The following is a 13,526-nucleotide window of genomic DNA, read 5'->3' on the forward strand; positions in this document are numbered from 1 at the left end:
CCCTTTTCCGAAAGGAAGGCGCCAATTATGGCCAAGTTTTCATTGCCATATTTCCAATATTAAGTAATTTTTCACGCGTGGCGCCATCACGGGCTAATGTAGACATTCCCTGAATGACAGCGATTGTCATTGCCGCCAAGCCCTCTGCATCAGTGTCATCCGGTAACTGCTTGTCATCGATAGACTGCAAAATTTTTGTACGCAAGCGCGCTTCTATCCCGCTGCGAATCGCTGCCAGCGCCACTTTTACGTCGTTGGCGGCTTTCGAACAACTAATCACTGAACTGGCCAACAAACAACCTGGCGGCGTGTCCTTGCCCGTGAAGCCGATTGCCGCGACGCGAAGTAGTTCGTGCGCGGCATCATGCGCAGAAACAGCGTCGTCGATGATCGCCTCAGAGGTGACGGGGCCTGACAGATAGAGACCGACGGCGTCGAGGAACAGCCCTTTTTTGTCTCCAAACGCCGAGTAAACACTGGACGGCTTAACCCCTAACGCCGTCGTTATGTCGTTCAACGAGGTGGCCTCGTACCCATGCTGCCAGAACAGGATCATGGCCTTGCGCAAGGCTTCATCGCGGTCAAAGGACAAGGGCCGACCCTTCTTCTTGTTTATCTGCATCATATATTTAGTGATCGCTAGGAAAATTGTTGCGAGCCTTGGAAAATTGGTCTATCATTTTCCTATCAATCACTCTGAAAGTAAAGCTATGCCTATGACAGACTATCGTACCCTTGGGCGTTCCGGGCTGGTTATCAGCCCTTTTTGCCTTGGAACCATGACCTTCGGTACTGCACGATGGGGTTCGGGCGAGACGGAATCGCGGTCAGTCTTCAACGCCTTCCTCGAAGTAGGTGGGAATTTTATCGACACTGCCGACGTTTACTCAGGTGGCCGTAGCGAGGAAATGCTGGGTAAATTCATACACGGCGGTTCACTGCGTGACAGCATTGTGCTGGCAACCAAATCGGGTTTTGCGGACGGTCAGGGACCTCAAGTTGGCGGCAATGGGTCGAAGCACATACGTACTGCGCTGGAAGCATCGCTACGTCGCTTGCAAACCGATTATATTGATCTCTACTGGATTCACGTGTGGGACTCGGTCACCCCTGCGGAAGAACTGCTGGAAACAATGGCAGCGCTGGTTCGTTCTGGAAAAATTCGTTATTGGGGCATGTCGAACACACCAGCGTGGTACATCTCAAAACTGGCGACCTTGGCCGCGACCCGCGGTCTGCCGGGTCCGATCGCGTTGCAATTTTTTTATTCTCTTGTCAACCGCGATATCGAAGACGAGTTCGTCCCTTTGGCGGCAGAATTCGGCATGGGCATCGTGCCATGGAGTCCACTTGCATTCGGCCTGCTTACCGGGAAATATGACCGGGTGAGTGTTGAAAGCGCTGCACCGCGAGCGGCTGGACTGCCCCGCGAAGCAGCTCAAGAAGGAGAGACAAGGCCGGAGAGTGACAAACGCTTGGACGGCGCCAATCCGTTTGGTGACTCGCTATTTACCGAACGAAATTGGAAAATCCTGGACACGCTCAAGGCGGTTGCTGACGAAACTGGCTTAAGCCAAACAAAGGTAGCCCTTTCTTGGGTGACTGCCCGTGCAGGTGTGACATCGACCTTGATGGGCGTCAGCCGAGTAGCGCAGATAGCCGATAACGCATCCGCGTTGGACATCGTTTTGTCACCGCAACATCTTGAAGCATTGGATGCCGTCAGCGCGCCCGACCAGAAAATGCTTTATAGTTTGTTTACACCATCGTTGCGTCAGCACGCTGTGTTTGGCGGCAGTTCTGTGCGGCATTTAACCGCTTGACACGGCGTTGCTCTTGCCAGCCTGACATGCTCATTCAACTGCGCGATACCTGAAAGATATGTCGTTCTTCTCATAAATGACGCAAGAAGTTTTCTCCTCAAGGCGTTTGGCAGATCATGAGTAAATCTGTGCCAAATTATGCTGCCGAATATTTAGCGTCTCGCAATGGCGTGAAACTGGCGATGCGCCAATAATTGGTTCTCCCTACAGCTACTGTAGTTGTAAACAACGCCCGGCTGAACACCGGGCGTTTTGGATTACATCACTTGCCACGGCAAACAAAGCCGTATTTCCCCACGCTGCATGCCTGCTTGACGCATTGCGCCGGCTGATATCCGTGGTTCTTGCATGCCTCGAGCGTTGCTTTCATTGCGAAGGCCGACCCCGGCTCCGCTTCGCGAGCAACGGGACGCTCGGGTGCACGGTCCACCTTCGCGCGTTCCACCTTTTCGCGCGCCACCTTTTCGCGCGCCACCTTCGCGCGTTCTACCTTCGCGGGTGCCGCGATGACTTGCGCGCGCTCGACCCGACGCACGCGCTTTGGCAACGGTGCAGCAGATGCCGCAGGCACCAGTTCGGCAACCTTTTTAGGCTCAAGTAGCACAAGGGGAGGAACCACGGGTACAGCATGCGGGGGAACGCTCGGAGACGTAGCGGGCACGACCGACGCTACTCGTACTTCGCCGTCAGTACCCAGCGTGAACTCCTTTACGCCCATCGCGGGCCGCTTCACGACTTTGCCGATCTGCGGTTGCGCATTCACTTGCGCGGCGACCACCGCCAGCGCGCCAGCATCCTTTTTTTCTCCATACAGCCACGCACCAATCAACACGCCTGCGAGGACAACCGAGCCGCACAGCAAGTAGCGCCGCACCGATGGCTCGATCCAGGTTCTTTCAGGTTCGATCAAATCGGATTGCGGCGCCAGCGGTGAGGAAAGGATGATGTCGAACACCGGACCTTGCAGCGCTGCTTCGGCCGCAGAAACGGGAGCAACAGGCACAGGCGGCGCTTCCACGATGGCAGTTGGCTCAGGTACTGGCTCGGCAGCCCTCCTGTCTCGCCAGACCCCAAACGCGGAGCGCGGCTTGACAGGCGTTGTGGCGCGCTCTTGCCCAATTGCTTGGTCCGCCTGGGGCATACTGGCATGTGGCGCTTTGCCAGAAGGCACGAGGGACAAGGTAGCGCTTTGGCCAATGTCTTCAAGAAGCTGCGACTTCATAATCTGCTACCCACGTCATAGTTCCCGAGCCAAGAGCTTAGCGCCTTTTGCAAAATTCGTTGGCGCAGTTTGTAAGAAGATGTGAGCCGGCACGCACCTGCGTGCGGCGGACCAGTCCGGCTACCATGATAAGATTTACAATCTTTAGACGGAGCTTGCCGAAGTCCGTTTGACTGCGTCTTGCACGCGCCGCCAAAGGCATCCATTGATAACTGCCCCCATCCTCGAGCGTGGCCCCTGGCGACTGCACACTGCGCTGATGCTGTCCTTGCTGGCTCACGGCCTGTTGCTGAGCGTCGCCTTGGGTGGGCAAACCTTCGGCCTCCCCGGACTCAATTTCCCTTGGAAAGAAAGGCGCCTGGGCGCCAATGATTTGCGCATCCTGCTTGCCCCGGCGCAGCCCGAGCCGCCCGCAACGCTGCCGGTGGTTGCCGCCACACCGTCCCCAACCGTCGCCGACATGGCCGATACCGAGGCCGCCAAGGTAGCAATTGCGCCACCAGCACCGATGCCGGCCAAGGCCCCAGCGCAGCGGCCGAACATAGACCTGCCGATCGCAGCCGACGCGCCACCGGTCAGAGCGCCCGCAGTCGCCGAGCGGCAAGTTCGTCCTGAGGCGGTACCACGGCCTGAACAGGAGGCTCTGGAACAGACACGGCTTGAGCAGGAAAAGCAAAGCACTGAAAGCGCCACGAACCGGGAAGCAGCCCGAATCGCCGCACAGCGTCAAGAGATGGCCAGGCAAGAGGCGACGCGACTAGAAGCAATGCGGCAAGAGCGCGCAACCCAGGAAGAAAAGGCTCAGCAGAATGCGCGGTTGGAAGCCGCCCGGCAAGAGCAGACAAGGCAAGCGCAGCTTGAAGCGGCGCGGCAGGCGCAAAACCAACTGGATGCTGCGCGCCAGGAAGCAGCAAGGCAAGAGGCGGCGCGACAAGCAGAGGTCAAGCAAAAGGCAGCGCAGGATACAGCGCAAGAGATAGCCCGACAAGAGGCAGCGCGACAACTGATGGCGCGACAAGACATGGCAAGGCAAGACGCGGCACGACAAGAGGCTGCACGACAAGAAGCTGCACGGCAAGAAGCGGCGCGACAAGAATTAGCGCGACAAGACGCGGCAAAACAAGACGCAGCCAGACAAGAGGCCGCGCGACAATCCGCAGCAAAACAAGAAGCCGCAACCCAAGACCAGGCAAAACAAGACCTGGCCCAGCGAGAGCGGGCCGAGCAGGAAGCCAAACGCGAAGAGCGTCTGCGCGCGATCGGCAAGCAACTCAACGCCGAGGCGGCCCAGCGCGACCCGGCGCCGGGCAACCCGTCACGCTCGCTGCTGCCCGGGCTCAGCGGCCTGCGCCGCGGCTGGCTGCTGGGCCGCGCCGACCCGAATGCCGACCTGGTCCAGTACGCCGAAGCGATGAGCAAGAAAATCGAGATGAACATGACGATCGACATGCTGCGCGACGTGGTCAAACAAGCCCACGTCCAACCCATCGTCACGGTGGCGATCCGCGCCGATGGCTCAGTGGAAAAGGTCACCTTCGTGGCCTCGAGCGGCGTGCCCGCCATCGATGAATCGATCAGAAAGGTCGTCGCCAGCCAGGCGCCCTACGGTGCCTTCCCGCCCGCCCTCGCGCGCCAGTACGACGTGATCGAAATTCGCCGCACCTGGATATTCGACGTTGCCATACGCCTGCAGTAATTTTGCGCCGGCGTGGCCTTTCAAGACTTTTTTGACAAGGTTTTGGCGTCAAAAGGCCACAAAAATCTGTCTTTCAACACAATTGGCGCGCGCGATCAGGTGCATCCCTTGCTACAAGATTTCCTGAGCGGTTATGATGAAAAACACACACTTGCTCAAGGAGCCTTCGATGACCCATCCCCTTAAAAAATTAGTCGCCCATACGCTGATCACGTCAGTCATGTTCCTCGGCTTCACCCAATCGGTACAAGCGACCATGATCAGCACCGAGCAAGTGGTCTCGGCTGCGACAGCGGTGCAAAACCGCGCCAAAGTGGCGGCATCGTTCGAACGCGCCGACGTCCAGGCCGAACTGCAACGGATGGGCATTGACACCGACCAGGCGCGCGCTCGCGTCGCCGCCATGACCGACGCTGAAACCGCCTCGATCGCCAAGCAGGTCGACTCGCTGCCCGCCGGCGCTGACGGCATCATCGGCACGATCGTCTTCATCTTCGTGCTCTTGCTGATCACCGACATCATCGGCTTTACCAAAGTATTCCCGTTCACCCGCTCGCTGCGCCATTAATTTGTCAGCATCAAAGCGCTTCCGGATCGGTTGGTTGCCAGGGCTTGCGCTGGTACTGGTGCTGGTGCTGCTGTCCGGTTGCGCGACGCAAACCACCGCGCTGCGCTCGGCAGCGCGCACGGATCTGCCGCGCCAGGTGGAATTGAAGGCCACGCCCTTCATCGCCCAAGAGCGCTACCAGTGCGGACCTGCTGCGCTCGCCATGTCGCTGCGCGCGGCCGGGTTTGCGGTAGATGCGGATGCCTTGGTTCCCCAAGTTTATCTGCCGCAACGACAAGGCAGCCTGCAAGTGGAAATGCTCGCCGCAGGCCGGCGCAACGGCGCTTTCAGCATGCCTCTGCCGCCCCGCCTTGATGCCTTGCTGGCGGAAGTTGCGGCCGGCACGCCCGTATTGATTCTCCAAAACCTCAGCCTGCCGATCGCGCCCAGATGGCATTACGCGCTCGTCATCGGCTACGACCTTGACCAGGGCGACATCATCCTGCGCTCCGGCCTGACCGAACGCATGGTCATGCGCATGTCCACGTTTGAGCACACCTGGGCGCGCAGCAACTATTGGTCGATGGTCACGCTGGCCCCTGGCGCCTTGCCCCGCACGGTGGCCGAAGCGCCGGCCGTCGATGCGCTGGTCGCTTACGAAAAAAACAGCCCGCCCGCACAGGCCCGCAAGGCCTACGCCGCGGGGCTCAAGCGCTGGCCGGCCAACATGGCGCTGGCGCTTGGCCTGGGCAATACCGCTTACGCTGCAGGCGACCGCGCTGCGGCGGCCGAAGCGTATCAACGGGCCTCAGCGTTGCATCCCGACAGCAGCCCGGCGTTCAACAACCTGGCGGTGACCTTGATGGAACTGGGCCGCTTGCCGGAAGCGCGTGCGGCGGCCGAACAGGCAATTGCCCTGGGCGGCCAGTGGCAGGCGGCGGCCCGCGATACGCTGGCGTCGATCGAAGTGGCCGAAAAGAAGCGCCAGCACTGAACTGACTCCCCAAGTGCAAATATCAGGTTGGCAACGCGGTACCGGTGAAGCCGATACAATACTTGCTCACCGGAGAATCAACATGTTCATGGAAGTTGCAGAAATTCAAGTCAAGCCAGGTACCGAAACCGCGTTTGAAGCCGCCGTCCAAGCCGCAGTTCCCTTGTTCCAGCGCGCCAAGGGATGCAGCGCCATGCGCCTTGAGCGTTCGGTTGAGCAACCATCGCACTATTCGCTGCTCGTGCAATGGGCAACGGTCGAGAACCACATGGTCGACTTCCGCGAAAGTGCCGACTTCGACGAGTGGCGCAAGCTGGTCGGTGAATTTTTCGCCGCGCCGCCGCAAGTTGGCCACACCGCAACAGTCGTCAAAGGTTTCTAAGCTTCATTCAATTCCACCCGACATCGATCAAAGCGAAGCAACATTAGATCGGGGAAACTTCCACAGAGCGCGACCGTGTTTCGCCGATACGGTCGCCACCTCATTTCGGGAGAATCTCATGCCGCAGACTTATGTCGTATACGTCGCCGTCATTGCCGCGATCGCATCGCTGTTGATGACGAGCTGGAAAATCTGGGCCGACCGCGACATCGAAAGAGCGCGCCGCTCCTTCGAGCGCTCCGAGCGAGCCGTGCGCGAAAATCACGAACGCAATGAAGCGCAAAAGCGCGAAGCCTTCGAGCAATCCCTGGCCGCGGCGGCCAATGCCGAGCGCGAAGCGGCGCAAACCAAGTGGCAGCAGTTTGAAGCGGCCGAGCGCGACAAGCGCGAAAGCTTTGAAGCAGCCGAGCGCGCCATGCGCCAGCGCTTCATGGCTGGCCACGACCGCGCCAGCCTGGAAGCCCAGGCAAGAATCAAAAGCGAAATCGAAGCGTTCATCCAGATGGAAAAATGGCGCGAAGAGTCGTGGCACCGCAATTTATCGCGCCTTGAACAGGCGAGCAAGGATTTGACCGGCACCGCTTCCGGCATTTTTTCGCTGATCGACGAAGGCCCTTACTTTACCGATGCGCGCATGATCCAGGAAACGGCGCGCGTGCTCGATGTCTTTGGCGACTTTCAAAGTTCGGTCAGCCACTTTGCCATTCCCAAGGAAATGGCGGAACTGGCACAGGGCCTCGTCAGCCTCATCACCACGATCCTGCTCACGCTCAGCCCCTCGCAGTCGGTGCGCCAGTGCCCCGAACGCAAGGCGCTGCTGGCTCTGCTGCGCACCGAACTCGAAGCCGTCGCCGACAAATTCCTCACCAAGTGCGGCGACTTTGAACGCGATCCAAGCGCATTTCTCAAAGGTGAATAGCGCGGCGGCGGGCCGCAAACCCGCCGCTTGACGCCACCGTCCCGAATTGTCATGCATGTCGTTTTTTTAGCGCGACCGCCATGACGACCTTGCATGACCTGATCAACAAACTCAATCTCACCAGCATCAAGGAATTGCTCGTCTATTTGCCGGACCCGGTCCCGCTCGCCCGCAAGGACGTGCTGGTGTCGTTGATCCTGCAGCAAATGGCGGGCAAAGGCTGGCTCAACGCCTGGGAAAGGCTGGACCCGTGCCAGCGCCTGGCCGTGGGCGAAGCGGCGCATCATCCGCAAGGCGTCTTCGAGGCTTCCAAGTTTGCCGCCAAATACGGCAAGGCGCCCGCTTTTACCCAGCAAGACCCAAAAAAATCGCATATAACAAGCGTGCTGACGCCCTTGTGCCTGTTTCTTTACGAATTGGACGGCGAGATCGCGTTGCCGCGCGATCTGCACGCCGACCTGAAAGCCTTTACCCCCAAGCCCGCGCTCAATACCCTCGCCAGCCATGCGCGAGCGCCGCAGGTGGATGAGGATAGCAAACCGCTGACCATCCGCGCCACCGCAGCCGAAGCGCTGCACGATGTGGTGGCAATGCTGCGCGCGGTCGACCAGGGCCTGATTGCCGTCAGCGACAGACCGGTCTGCCTGGCCTGGCGGCACAGCTGGAGAACTGGGCCAGCACCGAAGACGGCGCCCTGTGGCGCCTCGATCAGCAGAAAACGATTGCGGCCATTGAACGCGGCGCCGAGACGGCGTCGCTGCTGGCGTTCCTGCAAGAGCGCGACAGCCAGCCGCTGCCCTCCCAGGTCGAGAGCTTCCTGCGCACTTGCGCCAGGAAAGGCAAAGCCATGACCGTGCTTGGGGCGAGCGTTCTGATTGAATGCGTGGACGCCGACACCGCCGGCCTGATTGCCGCGAACATGGCCACGGGCAAGCTGTGCATGCGCGCGGGCGAACGGCATCTGGTGGCGCGCCAGGATCGCGAAGCGGCGTTTCGCGGCGCGGTTCGTCAGCTCGGCTATGGGATTGTCGTTTGATGTGAAACCGGATCGGGCACCGGGTCCCGTTTTACCCGGCGGCAGACAAGCCCGCCGCAAGCGTCCTCGCACGGGCGGGGACCCATAGGACGGATGCCAATGGTTTATTGAAATCAATGTGTCACAGTGACCAGCCAGAATGAGGGAAGCTGCGACTCGTCCGTTCCATGAGTCCCCGCTTTCGAGGCTGTTGCAATAGGGGCGCATGGACCGTCGGAAAAGCGAAGCGCATGCCGACAGGCCTCCACGGAACGCAAGCATGTCGAAAAAGGGGGCGCCCAAGCCGTCGCTCTTCCGCCCCCTTTGCAACACCCTCGTTCGGGGGACGATGTGGGTGTGGTTTATCGTCGTCCAACTCGCGATTCCTGCTCCGCACAGTTTCCCCATCAGTTTCGCGGCAGCCCCGTAAAATTTGCTTGTAACTGGCGGGCAGAACGCGGTGGCGAACACGATAGTCATGGCGGCGGCGAATAGGCAGTTGGTCTTGCCTATCTACACACAATCGCTGCGCCACTCGTCGGAATGCACCAACTCCTTGTTTTTATGTAGTTTTCTCTCGCGCTGATGGTGATTGGTGTAAGTGGGCTATACATTAATCGCGTTGCCAATAGCAACGTCGCTTACGGCCAACTGCAAGCATGTGTCTTGTCGGGAATCTTTACACTTCAAGAATAGTTGACCAAATCTTAGCAAAACTTTCACTGCGTAAATTTTACTAAGTTAATGTTTTTAAGGACAAAATGACCGCAAAGTTTCCTGTTGGCATGGACCTTGCTAAGAAAATACATCGTTCCTAACCCAGAAAGAAATCATGTTCGCCAAGACCCTCATCGCCGCAGCCGTCCTCACCCTGTCAATGAGCGCCCATGCCGGCGTCGTCGTCGGTGGCTCGACCCTGATTAATGCTGCAGGCCAATCGCAACTGGAACTGTGGTTGGGCCAGGGTCAGCTGACCCTCACCAACATCTTCACCAAAACCAATGGCAGCACCGCCACGAATTTCCACGCGGCAGCCGACGGCAAGGGCGCAACTTTTGCGCTGATGAGCGCGTCGGAAGACGGCATTACCTGGAAGACAATTGGCGGATATGATCCGGTAAGCTGGAATTCCTTCAGCGGCTACAACGTCACGAACACCTATGACGGCTTCGTTTTCAACCTGACCGACGGCGTCAAGCGTCAGCAGACGAACGAGTATCAAACGGCGAACGTCGCCGGCTATGGTCCTACGTTCGGCGGTGGCCACGACATTTACGTCAATAACACGCTCGACATGGGCTACTCGTACGCTTACAGCTATGGCAGCGGCGGCGCGAACTCGCTGGTCGACAGCTCCGGTTACAACGGCTCGAACATGCAAATCCGCGCGCTCGAAGTGTTCACCATCGGCGGCTTCACCGGCCAGGCGGTTCCAGAACCAGCAAGCATGTTCCTGTTGGGCCTGGGCCTGATCGGCGTGGTTGCATCGCGTCGCAAGAAGGCCGCTCAGGCTTAAGCAGCACCCGGGCGGTAGCAGGACTTCAAAACAGGGCTTCGGCCCTGTTTTGCTTTGGCTTGCGATATAGTGAGCCCCTTCGGACTACCAAGCTCTGCTGGCGCCCATGGATTTGTACGGCCTTTATTACTTCTCGCTCGCGGTGCAATGCGCGGTCAGCCTGGCGCTGGCCGGCTGGCTGTGGGCCAAGGGGCCGCACCAGAGCGGCATCAAGCCGCTGGCGCTGTTTTGCGTGGGCGTGGGCTGCTGGAGCCTGGGCCAGCTGGCCATCAACCTGGGCGACGACAGCACCGCCCAACTGGGCAAGCGCTTGATCAACTGCGGCCCCCTGAACCCCGTATTTTTTCTGCACTTCGTGTTCCGCTTCCTGAACCGCGACAAGCCGCGCCAACTGCTGGTGTGCTACGCGCTGGGCGTGGCCACGGTGGTGATGGTGCAGGTGACGGACATGGGCGCAATGACGCCCTGGCTCGGCTTCAAGCGCTTTTATCTCTTTCCCGCCGCGGGCTGGGTGCCTGGTATTTTCGTCAGCAGCATCAGCCTGTGGGCCTACTTCCTGGTCCTGGCCGAGCTGCCCGGCGCCGCGCCCAAACGGCGCGGCAAAATCCTGGCGATCTGCTTTTCGGGCGCGTGGGGATCGGCCTCCACGCTGATGTTTCTCAATCCGTCTTTCGGCATCCCCATCTTCCCGTACAGCGTGATCCTGTTCCCCGGCTACGCGCTGCTGCTCGTATTTGGAATCTTGCGCTACGACCTGATGGCCGTGAACCTGTGGGCCAACCGCCTGCTCGCCTGGCTGCTGGCCACCGCCGTGACCGTGGCGCTGGCTGGCCTGCTGCTCAGCATGGCCGCGCGCACGGGCGTGGCGTCGCTCGCCGCAATCCCGCTCTGGCAGCTTTGGCTGCTCGGCTCGGCCATGCTGGGCGTGATGCTGGTGCTCGAGGGGCCGTCGCGGCGCGCCATGGAAAAGCTGATTTTCCCCGGCGCCCATCTTGAAACCGGCGTGCTGGCCGGCTGGCGCGCCCGGCTCGATGCCGCCGACAGCTGGCAGGCGCTGGAACAGGCTGCCGGCGCCACGCTGGGCGCGCACCTGCGCCAGCCAATGGTGGTGGCGCTGGGCGCCGCCTTGCCAACGCCCGGCACACCGGGCATCCATTGCTACCCGGTGGCGGCAAGCGGCCAGCACGGCGCGCACTGGCACAGCGACCTGATCGAATTTGAAGGCGCCACGCCCGGCGTGCTGCGCGTGGGCGAAGTATTTGGCGCGCTCCTGGCCGCCGCCGCCGCGCGGCTCGAACAACTGCTGCGCTATGCCGAACACGAAAAGGAGCGCATGCAAAAAGCCCACCTGCTCGAACTGGGCGGGCTGGCCGCAACCGTGGCGCACGAGCTGCGCAACCCGCTCAACATCATCAGCATGGCCGCCGTCGGCTCGCCGCCCGAAACGCGGGCCGAAATCCGCGCCCAGATCGAACGGGCCGACCACCTGATCCAGGACTTGCTCAGTTACTCGGGCGAAGTGCGGCTGAACCGGCAACCGGTGCCGGTGGCCGAACTGGTGCAGCGCGTGGTGGCCAGCTTTCCCGGCCAGCCCATTGCCGTGGCCATCGACGACACGCTGTGCGCGCTGATCGACCCGCTGCGCGGCGAGCAGATACTCAATAACCTGATCGGCAACGCCATTGCCATGATGCGCGGACGCGCCGCGCCACGCATTGAAGTCACCGCCGCACGCCAGGCCGACGGCATGATCAATCTGCGCGTATGCGACAACGGCCCCGGCGTGCCGGCCGACCTTGCCGCGGGCTTGTTCCAGCCGTTTACCACGCGCCGCCCGGGCGGCACCGGCCTCGGTCTTGCCATCGTGCGCCGGCTGGTGGAGGCGCACGGCGGCACGGTGCGCCTGGCCACGCGCGAAGGCTGGAACTGCTGTTTTGAACTCACCTTGCCAGGCAACCCATGACCACCGAACGTATCCTCCTCGTCGACGACGAACCCGCATTCCAGCGCCTGTGCGGCAACTGGCTCGCCAGCCTTGGCTACGACGTCAAGGTCGCAGCATCGGCCGAACAAGTGGTCGCGCTATGCGCCCGGCACACCTTTGACCTGGTGCTGCTGGACCTGGCGCTGCCGCCCTCTTTTTTACCCGACGAAGGCTTGGCGCTGCTGCCCGGCCTGGCCCCCGCGCCGGTGGTGGTAATGACCGGCCACGCCGACCGCGAACTGGCGCTGCGTTCCATCGGCGCGGGCGCCTGGGACTTTTTGCCCAAGCCGCTGGACCCGGATTTGCTGAAGGTAGTGGTGGAGCGCGCGCTGACCAAGCGCCGGCTGGAGCGCGAGCTGGCCGACATGCGCGAGCGCGCGCTGCCGGCCGACGCCACCATGGGCCTGATCGGCATCAGCGCCGACCTGCGCGAACTGCGCGCGCTGATTCGCCGCATCGCCCCCACCGACGTGCCGGTGATGATCACGGGCCCCAGCGGCACCGGCAAGGAACTGGTGGCGCGCGCGCTGCACGCCAACGGCAAGCGCAGCGCCAAGGCGTTTGTGGCGGTGCACTGCGGCGCGATTCCGCCGGAGCTGTTCGAGAGTGAATTGTTCGGCCACTGCAAAGGCAGTTTTACGGGCGCGGACCGCGACAGGCCGGGGCTGATCGCCACGGCCAACGGCGGCACGCTGTTCCTCGACGAGATTGGCGACATGCCGCTGGCGATGCAGGTCAAGCTGCTGCGCTTTCTGCAGGCCGGCAGCTTTTTTGCGGTGGGCGCGCGGACCGAGACCAAGGTGGACGTGCGCGTGGTGGCCGCCACCAACCGCGACCTGGCGACCATGGTGGAAGACAAGACGTTCAGGGACGACTTGTATTATCGGTTGAAGGGGATCCAGGTGCGCACCACCGCGCTGGCCGAGCGCGCCGAAGATGTGGCTTTGATCGTGCAGGCGCTGGCCGCGCGCATGGCGCCGCCCAAGCGCCTGGCGCCGGCGGCGCTGGAGTGGCTGCTGTCGCGCAGCTGGCCGGGCAATGTGCGCGAACTGCAGCATTCGATGCAGACTGCGGCGGCGCTGGCCGGGGACGAGCCGTGCATTTCGGTGGATGATCTGGCGCTGGCCTGTGGCGAAGCGCCCGGGCCTTCGCATGCGGCGCTCGATGGCTCGCTCGATGCGCAGGTAGCGGCGCTGGAGAAGCGCCTGATCGTGGCGGCGCTGGACGAGACTGACCACAATCATACCCATGCCGCGAAACAGCTCGGCATCTCGCGGGTGGGGCTGCTGAACAAGATGAAGCGGTACGCGCTGCGTTAGATGTGGAGAGGTTGTGGAGAATCGCCAACAAGTGACCAGAATTAAACACAACAATCAATGGAAATGGCGATTGTGACCGTGTATTTATTTATCGGTTAATGCCTATTTC

13 protein-coding genes are annotated in these 13,526 nt (G+C 61.0%); 11 read left to right on the forward strand and 2 right to left on the reverse strand.

Features of this window, described 5'->3' with window-relative positions; all coding sequences use genetic code 11:
- Positions 1-25 precede the first annotated feature (25 nt).
- The gene (locus ACP7D4_RS18135; RefSeq protein WP_426210517.1) at positions 26-592 is read right to left on the reverse strand and encodes a TetR/AcrR family transcriptional regulator; all 567 of its coding nucleotides are present in this window, start codon (positions 590-592) and stop codon (positions 26-28) included.
- Here ACP7D4_RS18135 and ACP7D4_RS18140 point away from each other — a divergent pair.
- Positions 555-1,823, forward strand: a complete 1,269-nt coding sequence (locus ACP7D4_RS18140) for an aldo/keto reductase (RefSeq protein WP_426210519.1) — start codon at positions 555-557, stop codon at positions 1,821-1,823. The two genes, ACP7D4_RS18135 and ACP7D4_RS18140, sit on opposite strands and share 38 nt — an antisense overlap.
- Before the next feature lie 262 nt (positions 1,824-2,085).
- Here ACP7D4_RS18140 and ACP7D4_RS18145 read toward each other — a convergent pair whose 3' ends face one another.
- Entirely contained in the window at positions 2,086-2,841 is a 756-nt protein-coding gene (locus tag ACP7D4_RS18145; protein WP_426210521.1) for a hypothetical protein, read from the reverse strand.
- 463 nt (positions 2,842-3,304) lie between these two features.
- On the opposite strand from ACP7D4_RS18145, the gene ACP7D4_RS18150 reads away from it, so the two are divergent.
- The 10 genes from ACP7D4_RS18150 (at position 3,305) to ACP7D4_RS18195 (ending at position 13,417) form a co-directional block, all read left to right on the forward strand.
- Positions 3,305-4,741 carry a TonB C-terminal domain-containing protein gene (locus tag ACP7D4_RS18150; RefSeq protein WP_426210522.1) on the forward strand — a complete coding sequence of 479 codons (1,437 nt, stop codon included), beginning with the start codon at positions 3,305-3,307 and terminating at the stop codon, positions 4,739-4,741.
- Positions 4,742-4,877: 136 nt separating this feature from the next.
- A complete protein-coding gene (locus ACP7D4_RS18155) occupies positions 4,878-5,309 on the forward strand; it encodes a PA2779 family protein (RefSeq protein ID WP_426210524.1) in 432 nt (143 codons plus the stop codon).
- A gap of 34 nt (positions 5,310-5,343) precedes the next feature.
- Complete coding sequence (locus ACP7D4_RS18160; protein WP_426210526.1) at positions 5,344-6,282, forward strand: PA2778 family cysteine peptidase; 939 nt, start codon at positions 5,344-5,346, stop codon at positions 6,280-6,282.
- An 82-nt stretch (positions 6,283-6,364) separates the two neighbouring features.
- Positions 6,365-6,664, forward strand: a complete 300-nt coding sequence (locus tag ACP7D4_RS18165) for an antibiotic biosynthesis monooxygenase family protein (RefSeq protein ID WP_426210528.1) — start codon at positions 6,365-6,367, stop codon at positions 6,662-6,664.
- 118 nt (positions 6,665-6,782) lie between these two features.
- Entirely contained in the window at positions 6,783-7,583 is an 801-nt protein-coding gene (locus ACP7D4_RS18170; protein WP_426210529.1) for a hypothetical protein, read from the forward strand.
- Between the two features lie 80 nt (positions 7,584-7,663).
- Complete coding sequence (locus ACP7D4_RS18175) at positions 7,664-8,434, forward strand: hypothetical protein (RefSeq protein ID WP_426210531.1); 771 nt, start codon at positions 7,664-7,666, stop codon at positions 8,432-8,434.
- A complete protein-coding gene (locus ACP7D4_RS18180) occupies positions 8,431-8,619 on the forward strand; it encodes a hypothetical protein (RefSeq protein WP_426210533.1) in 189 nt (62 codons plus the stop codon). Before ACP7D4_RS18175 ends, ACP7D4_RS18180 begins: the two co-directional genes overlap by 4 nt.
- An 811-nt stretch (positions 8,620-9,430) precedes the next feature.
- A complete protein-coding gene (locus ACP7D4_RS18185; RefSeq protein WP_426210535.1) occupies positions 9,431-10,114 on the forward strand; it encodes a PEP_CTERM-anchored TLD domain-containing protein in 684 nt (227 codons plus the stop codon).
- 106 nt (positions 10,115-10,220) lie between these two features.
- Positions 10,221-12,077 carry an ATP-binding protein gene (locus ACP7D4_RS18190; protein WP_426210536.1) on the forward strand — a complete coding sequence of 619 codons (1,857 nt, stop codon included), beginning with the start codon at positions 10,221-10,223 and terminating at the stop codon, positions 12,075-12,077.
- Positions 12,074-13,417 carry a sigma-54-dependent transcriptional regulator gene (locus ACP7D4_RS18195; protein WP_426210538.1) on the forward strand — a complete coding sequence of 448 codons (1,344 nt, stop codon included), beginning with the start codon at positions 12,074-12,076 and terminating at the stop codon, positions 13,415-13,417. The genes ACP7D4_RS18190 and ACP7D4_RS18195 overlap by 4 nt, the downstream gene beginning before the upstream one ends.
- Positions 13,418-13,526: the final 109 nt, after the last annotated feature.

Origin of the sequence: Massilia sp. TWP1-3-3 (assembly GCF_049897805.1) — a bacterium.
Taxonomy (GTDB): domain Bacteria; phylum Pseudomonadota; class Gammaproteobacteria; order Burkholderiales; family Burkholderiaceae_D; genus Telluria_A.

Coding starts and splice junctions, on each gene's coding strand:
- ACP7D4_RS18140 (WP_426210519.1), top strand. CDS start 555: ATGGCCTTGCGCAAGGCTTCATCGCGGTCAAAGGACAAGGGCCGACCC.
- ACP7D4_RS18150 (WP_426210522.1), top strand. CDS start 3,305: ATGCTGTCCTTGCTGGCTCACGGCCTGTTGCTGAGCGTCGCCTTGGGT.
- ACP7D4_RS18155 (WP_426210524.1), top strand. CDS start 4,878: ATGAAAAACACACACTTGCTCAAGGAGCCTTCGATGACCCATCCCCTT.
- ACP7D4_RS18165 (WP_426210528.1), top strand. CDS start 6,365: ATGTTCATGGAAGTTGCAGAAATTCAAGTCAAGCCAGGTACCGAAACC.
- ACP7D4_RS18170 (WP_426210529.1), top strand. CDS start 6,783: ATGCCGCAGACTTATGTCGTATACGTCGCCGTCATTGCCGCGATCGCA.
- ACP7D4_RS18175 (WP_426210531.1), top strand. CDS start 7,664: ATGACGACCTTGCATGACCTGATCAACAAACTCAATCTCACCAGCATC.
- ACP7D4_RS18180 (WP_426210533.1), top strand. CDS start 8,431: ATGACCGTGCTTGGGGCGAGCGTTCTGATTGAATGCGTGGACGCCGAC.
- ACP7D4_RS18185 (WP_426210535.1), top strand. CDS start 9,431: ATGTTCGCCAAGACCCTCATCGCCGCAGCCGTCCTCACCCTGTCAATG.
- ACP7D4_RS18190 (WP_426210536.1), top strand. CDS start 10,221: ATGGATTTGTACGGCCTTTATTACTTCTCGCTCGCGGTGCAATGCGCG.
- ACP7D4_RS18195 (WP_426210538.1), top strand. CDS start 12,074: ATGACCACCGAACGTATCCTCCTCGTCGACGACGAACCCGCATTCCAG.